This window comes from Pseudonocardia sp., from assembly GCF_025965585.1.
Taxonomy (GTDB): Bacteria; Actinomycetota; Actinomycetes; order Mycobacteriales; family Pseudonocardiaceae; genus Pseudonocardia.
Genome location: NZ_JAOPWR010000546.1, coordinates 1 through 6,924, shown reverse-complemented (window position 1 = coordinate 6,924; position 6,924 = coordinate 1). Strand labels below are relative to the sequence as shown.

The 6,924-nt window shown below is 66.0% G+C and carries 8 protein-coding genes; all 8 read left to right on the top strand.

The window, feature by feature from the left end:
* Positions 1-1,040 precede the first annotated feature (1,040 nt).
* Positions 1,041-1,514, top strand: a complete 474-nt coding sequence (locus JWR81_RS33715; protein WP_297662047.1) for a hypothetical protein — start codon at positions 1,041-1,043, stop codon at positions 1,512-1,514.
* 761 nt (positions 1,515-2,275) lie between these two features.
* The gene (locus tag JWR81_RS33710) at positions 2,276-2,914 is read left to right on the top strand and encodes a UbiX family flavin prenyltransferase (protein ID WP_297662045.1); all 639 of its coding nucleotides are present in this window, start codon (positions 2,276-2,278) and stop codon (positions 2,912-2,914) included.
* A 45-nt stretch (positions 2,915-2,959) separates the two neighbouring features.
* Complete coding sequence (locus JWR81_RS33705) at positions 2,960-3,562, top strand: UbiX family flavin prenyltransferase (protein ID WP_297662043.1); 603 nt, start codon at positions 2,960-2,962, stop codon at positions 3,560-3,562.
* 2 nt (positions 3,563-3,564) lie between these two features.
* Complete coding sequence (locus JWR81_RS33700; protein ID WP_297662041.1) at positions 3,565-4,980, top strand: non-oxidative hydroxyarylic acid decarboxylases subunit C; 1,416 nt, start codon at positions 3,565-3,567, stop codon at positions 4,978-4,980.
* Positions 4,977-5,225, top strand: a complete 249-nt coding sequence (locus JWR81_RS33695) for a non-oxidative hydroxyarylic acid decarboxylases subunit D (RefSeq protein ID WP_297662039.1) — start codon at positions 4,977-4,979, stop codon at positions 5,223-5,225. The genes JWR81_RS33700 and JWR81_RS33695 overlap by 4 nt, the downstream gene beginning before the upstream one ends.
* 2 nt (positions 5,226-5,227) lie before the next feature.
* Positions 5,228-5,626, top strand: coding sequence for a tautomerase family protein (locus JWR81_RS33690; protein ID WP_297662037.1), 399 nt, complete (start codon positions 5,228-5,230; stop codon positions 5,624-5,626).
* Positions 5,627-5,681: 55 nt separating this feature from the next.
* On the top strand, positions 5,682-6,170 hold the full coding sequence (locus JWR81_RS33685) for a hypothetical protein (RefSeq protein WP_297662036.1): 489 nt from the start codon (positions 5,682-5,684) through the stop codon (positions 6,168-6,170).
* Between the two features lie 331 nt (positions 6,171-6,501).
* The coding region (locus tag JWR81_RS33680; protein WP_297662034.1) for a cupin domain-containing protein at positions 6,502-6,924 on the top strand (423 nt) is incomplete at its 3' end.

The following is a 6,924-nucleotide window of genomic DNA, read 5'->3' as shown; positions in this document are numbered from 1 at the left end:
TCGACTACGGGTCGGACCGATCGTCGGTCAACGCGAAGGATCACTCGGTGCGGTGCTCGAGCGCCACGGTCGGAGTGGCTTGGGCCGGAGTCCGGGTGCGGGGAACGCCGCCTACCGGGGCGGAACTGTCGCCGGCGATGTCATGTCTGTGTCACCTCGATAGGTGTAGCGCGTGAGGAGGTCGACGTCGCCGAGGACACCGTCCACTCGCGTGTGGTCGTTCGTGGCCAGGACACGCCGACCGGCGACGGCATCAAGGACCTCCGGCCGCTGACGCGGTCGCCATCCAGGCGATCCTGACCCCGCCGCTTACCTCGACACGCCCACAAACAGCCGGAGCACCGACCAGAAAAAAGATCAACAGCAATCCGCGGGGGTTGACCGGCCCCGCCCCTTCAGAATTCGGGGATCATCGCCTGCTAGCGGAGCACGCCAACGGATGATCGCTGCCACGACCCCGGTGCTCGCGACCCCGCGAGAGCGCATTGGGCACGGGGCGCCCTCGCTCACCTTATTGTTCGGACCCCGTCGACCAAGGACCAGCTGAAGTTCTTCGGCGAGCTCCTGCGGCCGAATGGCCGATGACGGTGACGGTGACGCTATGTAGCGTCAAGAACATGGCCGCGGCTTCTGGTCTGTATTACTGCGGGAGGTGCAGGAGACACCACCGGTCATGGAAGTCGAAGATCGGCAGGCAACACCTCTCCGACCGAGTTGCCTGGTACTCCTGGATAGTTTCCTTGTCCTCCTTCCGGCGTGAGAGCTCGCAACGCGGAGAAGCGCAGAGACAGGCACTGCGACCTGCTCCGGTCGCCGGGAGGCGACAGAACGCAGCACCGCAGACTCGGCGGCGAAGCGAGCACAACGAAAATCGCACGCAGCCTCGACGTCGCGGGCCGGCTCCTCCACAGCCGGAGGTCAAGCCCTGGCCGAACGCACAGGAACGTCTGCGTGCATCAGTAGCCGACGCGCGGCGTGTGGCGAAGCGGCGTCTCCGTACCGTGGATGTCCGTGGCCGGCGCGACCGCTCGCGTGTACCAGTGAGGATCGAGCCCAGCCTGATCAACTATGTATTCGACAAGGACGGCTTCTACGCGAAGGCCGCCGACAAGATTATCGAAGGCCTGCCGTACGGCCGCAGGGATCGCAGGAACCACTGGGTGTGCGTGCAGCTCGGCGCGGCGGCAGAGGTGGTCGACCCCGGTACCTACGAAAAGGTGGTTGGGGACGCGGTCCAGAAAGGGCTCGAGAAGCTAGGCGTGGATGACTTCATCGCCAAGGCGATCAGTACCGGCGGCCCTCCGGGAATCAGGGCGGCCTTCGATGCAACATCGTTCGCTGAGCTGTCGAGGGCCTTCCGAGCGCTGATCCCTCTCGTCTGCCCCGACCTCGCCCGCTGCCCCCAGGATTCCGAGGTTCTCAGGATGTACGCGACGCCGCTGACTGCGGAGGACCTCAAGCGAGTCGCCCAGGCGTTGGGCGCGCCAGCACAACCGAGTCCATTCGGGTACTGAAGCGCAGGCTGTCCAGTGCCGCGCCGCCGTAGGCGGCGGACGTCCCCATCGCGCCCACGCCGAGGCGGGACACCCCGAGGCCGTTCAACGTCGTGTGCTTCACGGCTTCTTCCCCGTTCTCCGGACGGGCCGGCGCATCAGGTCCAGCCCCATCCGGTTCTCGGTGGTGTCGCGATCCGGGCGCTCACACCGCACGGCGTAGCCGCGGACAGCGATCTCTGTCGCCGAGCACCGGCTCGATCTCGAGATCCGGCTGGCGAACTGGCCTATTCGTGATTATTGTTCCACTCACGGGACCTGACGCACTTCTCGGCAAGGACCTCAGGTGTCGACGTCGGTCCGTCCTGCGGCGGCTGTTCCGCAGGGAACCAACCGCGGGGTCGCTCGGCACCGTCCGGCCAGGTGCGTCCCACATCGAACGCCGTGTAGCCGCGCGACCCCGAACCCCCCGGCGCGCGACTGCTTGCGTGGGCTACCTCTCCGCAGGGTGAAATCGCGGCGCGGATTTCGGCCTCCCAGCAGGAGATGCCGCCTGCCCGCGTCCGTCACTCTGGCAGAGCTACGTGCGCACCTCAGCGGCCCTCGTACCTTCCTGGAACCGGTGCGGGTGCAGGGGTAAGCGGGTGCGCACATCGGCGGGAAGCGCGCGCACGTCGTGGCACGGGGCAGCCGTCCGGCGGGGGTCTACCCGGCGCGCGCCGATCGACCAATGGTGATCACTCGGTATGCACGGGCGGTCGGCCGTTCGACGAGGAGGCGACATGGCGGAGAGCCGGAACATCACGGTGGCCATCACCGGTGCGGGCGGCACCGGCGCCGCCAAGCGACTACTTCAGGCCCTGCAGAACGACGCGCGCGTCACGCACATCGACCTCCTGGTATCGGCCAACGGACGCAAGCTGGTGGCCTTCGAGTTCGGCACCGGGGAGGACCAGGACTCGATGCTGCAGGCGCTCGGTGTGACCTCACCGAAGGTGAGCGTGCTCGACGCGGACGACATGACCGGGCCGGTGACCAGCGGCAGCTACCGCAACGACGCCATGATCGTGCTGCCCTGCGCGGCCGGAGTGCTGGGCCGGATCGCCCAGGCGCAGGCGCAGAGCCTGATCGAACGGGCCGCGGACGTGGCCCTCAAGCAGCGTCGCATGCTGGTGCTGTGCCTTCGGGAAGCGCCGTTGAATCTGGCACACCTGCGCAACATGGTCGCCGTCACCGAAACCGGCGCGATCGTCTACCCGATGATCCCGACCTACTACAACGTTCCGAAGACGCTGGCCGAGCTACAGGACGAGCTGGTCGAACGGCTGCTGGAACTCGTCGGGCTGCCGGAGACCGATCGCTACCAGTGGGACGGCTCCAACACCGCCGCTCACCGCGAGCACGTTCTCGAACACGGATGACCGCATCGGCAACCCCAGGTTCCCGCACGCCGGGAGGAGTAGTCCGTGCGAATCGTGGTCGCGATGACCGGAGCCACCGGCGCAGTGCTCGGCATCCGGATGCTGGAGGCGTTGCGCGAGCTGGATGTGGAGACCCATCTGGTGGTGAGTCGGTGGGCACGGGCGACGGTGACGCAGGAGACGTCGTACTCGATACGGGAGGTCACCGCGTTGGCGTCCACCGCCTACAGCCCGAACGATCAGGGTGCGGCGATCTCCAGCGGGTCGTTCCCGATGGACGGCATGATCGTGGCGCCGTGCAGCATGAAGACGCTGGCCGGTATCCGGACCGGTTACGGTGAGGGGTTGATCGGGCGTGCCGCCGACGTGACGCTGAAGGAGCGGCGTCGGCTGGTGCTGGTGGCCAGGGAAACCCCGCTCTCGGCTGTCCATCTGGAGAACATGCTGGATCTCACCCGGATGGGCGCGGTGATCCTGCCGCCGATGCCCGCCTTCTACAACCATCCCACCAGCGTGGCGGAGATCGTCGATCACATCGTCGGCCGGACTCTGGATCAGTTCGGCCTGTCGCTGCCGTCCGCGCGCCGATGGGCGGGTATGGGCACAGCGCAAACCGCCCAACTCGCCGCGGTCCGACCTGAGGAATGAACATGGCGTACTCGGATCTGTCCGACTTCCTGTCCCACGCCGAGAAGAACGGCCAGTTGCTGAAGATCAGCGACACGGTGAATCCCGAGCCGGATCTGGGCGCTGCGGCGCGGGCGGTGGCCAACCTGACCGATCGCGGGCCGGCGCTGCTGTTCACCAATATCAACGGCTACGAACACGGCTCGGTAGCCATCAATTTGATCGGCTCGTGGCCGAACCACGCGCTGATGCTGGGAATGGACAAGGACACCCCGGTCAAGGAGCAGTTCTTCGAGTTCGCCCGTCGCTGGGACGACTTCCCGGTCGCGGTCGAGCGCCGCGAGGACGCGCCGTGGCGGGAGCACACCATGGACGGCGGGATCAACCTGTTCGACCTGTTCCCGTTCTTCCGGCTCAACCGCTACGACGTGGGCTGCTACATCGACAAGGGCGCGGTGGTCAGCCGGGATCCCGACGACCCGGACAATTTCGACAAGCAGAACGTCGGCATCTACCGCATCCAGGTCAAGGACGTCGACCGGTTGGGGATCCAGCCGCTGCCGACACACGACATCGGACTGCACCTGCGCGCCGCGGAGGAACGGGGTGAGAACCTGCCGGTGGCGATCACGATCGGCAACGAGCCGGTGATCACCACAGTCGGCGGCATGCCGCTGACCTACGAGCAGTCCGAGTACGAGATGGCCGGCGCCATCCAGGGCAGCCCGTACCAGATCGCGACGGCACCGCTGACCGGCTTCGACGTGCCGTGGGGGTCCCAGGCGGTGCTGGAGGGCGAGATCATCGCCGGGGTGCGGGAGATCGAGGGCCCGTTCGGGGAGTTCACCGGGCACTACTCCGGCGGACGCCGGCAGCCGGTGATCCAGATCCGCAAGGTGAGCTACCGGACGAACCCCATCTTCGAACATCTCTACCTCGGCATGCCGTGGACCGAGATGGACTACACGCTGGCCCTGAACACGAGCGTGCCGCTGTATCAACAACTCAAGAAGGACTTCCCCGACGTCGTCGCGGTCAATGCGATGTACACGCAGGGGCTGCTAGCGATCATATCGGTCAAACAACGCTACGGCGGCTTCGCCAAAGCGGTCGGCCTCCGCGCCATGACCACTCCACACGGCCTCGGCTACTGCACCGTCGTCATCGTGGTCGACGACACGGTAGACCCGTTCAACCTGGCCCAGGTGATGTGGGCGCTGTCGGTCAAGTTCCACCCGCACTACGACATCGTGACCGTCCCCAACGCGTCGGTGCTGCCGCTCGACCCCAGTTCCGACCCGCCCGGCATCATCCACAAGGTGGTGCTCGACGCGACCACTCCGATCGCGCCGGAGACCCGTGGCCACTACTCCCAGCAGGTCGACCAGCCGATGGGCACGAAGGAATGGGAAGAGAAGCTCAAGGGATTGCTGAAATGACCACGTCCGAGGAACTACCGACCATCTGCCCCCGCTGCGACGATCACGACATCCGGGTGCTCACCGTCTCTCCCGTCCCCGGCGCGTGGACCATGTTCTCCTGCCACACCTGCTTCTACAGCTGGCGCACCACCGAACCCTCGTACGCCACCGACCCGGCCACGTACCCGGCGGTCTTCAAGATCGATCCGAAGACCATTCCGGATATGCCGCTGTTCCCCTCCGTTCCCGATCCCCGGAAGTAACCATGCCCTTCTACCAATGCACTACACAAGCCGGACTCCTCACCGACGGGCAGAAAGCCGACCTGGCAAGGGAGATCACGCGCATCCACTGCGCAGCAACGGGCGCCCCGGAAAGCTTCGTCACGGTGTCCTACCACGAGGTATCACCAGCCGATCTGTACGTCGCCGGTGAACCGTCGTCGGCCTCACGGATCACCGGCCTGATCCGTGCCGGGCGTCCGGAATCCGTCACCCTCGAACTACTCACCGGCATCTCCCACGCATGGACCACCGTCACCGGGCGACCGGAGAGCGACATCGCCTGCTTCCTGCAGGAGATCGACGCGCGGCACGTCATGGAAGGTGGCAGGGTGCTGCCCAGGCCGGGCGAGGAACAACGCTGGCTCGCCCACCAGAACTGACCGGCCGCAGCGGCATCGGCTCACATGCCGCGACCGTGACGGGGAGTCAGGTGCCATGGCCCAACTGATCGGCAACCGTCTCCCTCCTGAGCTCGTCGAGGCCCTGGGCGACAAGGCGCTGGCCGAAGAGGATCAACCGGCCTATCTGCTGAGCACCTGCGACGATTCCGGCAACCCGCGGATATCCATGCTCGGCGTGGGCGAGGTGGTCGTCCACGACGACCGGCACCTGCGAGTCGCGCTGTGGAAGAACACGCGCACCGGGCACAACCTGCGGACCACGCGGCCGGCGCTGTTCAGCTCGATCGCCCCGGGAGCGGTGCTCTACGTCCGCGGCGACCCCACTCCCCTGGCCTCCCCAGCCGACACCTCCCTGGAATTCTTCGAGCTCACCGTCACAGCCGTCGAGTCGGACATGCACGCCGGCATGTCGGTGACCAGCGGGATCACCTTCACCATCGCAGGTTCGGACGTCGACCCCAAGGACGTCGTGGCAACCTGGCGCCACCAACGGGAGCTACTCGCCGCCGCACCCCGAACATGACTCTCGCAGGATGCGACTGTGGGACCGTTCAGCCGTCACCAGGGCCTCGTCGTTGAAGCGGAACTCACCGGCGTGCCCACGTGCGCTCGCCGCGGCCACTCGAGGAACGCGACCGCATCGCGCTCGCTCGACGAGGTGAACAGGCGCTCCGCGGCCAACGAAGCGGCCTCCCTACGCCCTGTACCAGCCACTGACCGAGGGGTAGCGGCGCAGGAGCCGGCAGTGCCGCCGCTGAGGTAGCAGGGACGCACTGGTTTGAGCTACCAGACGATCATGACAGTCACATTTTGAGGCAACTGCAGCGCGGTGCTGCTGGGATGATCACCTCCCCGTGCTCGATGATGAGGAGATGATGATGTCGGACGTACAGGCTCCGCAGGCCGAGATCCAGAGCTGGAACTCCAACACCCAGGCCTGGGAGGTACGCCATATCGACGAGCTTGACGGCGACATCGCGGTGAAGCCCCTCATCGAGGATTCGGACACCGGCATGTCGGTGATGAAACTGAAGTACTTCGCAGGGTTCACCAACACCTGGCACACGCATAACTGCGCGCACGGCATGTATGTGCTCGACGGTGTACTGAAGACCAGTGCAGGTTCCTTCGGGCCGGGTGAGTTCGTCTGGTTTCCTGAGGGTAAGAAGATGGAGCACGGCGCGACCGCGGACAACGACGTCACGGTCCTGTTCATCACCAACAAGCCGTTGGACATCCACTACCTCAGTGGCGAGGACTCACCAGCCGCCTCCGAC

Excerpts from the sequence above, each read along its gene's own strand:
- JWR81_RS33685 (WP_297662036.1), top strand. The coding sequence starts at position 5,682 with ATGGCCCAACTGATCGGCAACCGTCTCCCTCCTGAGCTCGTCGAGGCC.
- JWR81_RS33710 (WP_297662045.1), top strand. The coding sequence starts at position 2,276 with ATGGCGGAGAGCCGGAACATCACGGTGGCCATCACCGGTGCGGGCGGC.
- JWR81_RS33700 (WP_297662041.1), top strand. The coding sequence starts at position 3,565 with ATGGCGTACTCGGATCTGTCCGACTTCCTGTCCCACGCCGAGAAGAAC.
- JWR81_RS33690 (WP_297662037.1), top strand. The coding sequence starts at position 5,228 with ATGCCCTTCTACCAATGCACTACACAAGCCGGACTCCTCACCGACGGG.
- JWR81_RS33695 (WP_297662039.1), top strand. The coding sequence starts at position 4,977 with ATGACCACGTCCGAGGAACTACCGACCATCTGCCCCCGCTGCGACGAT.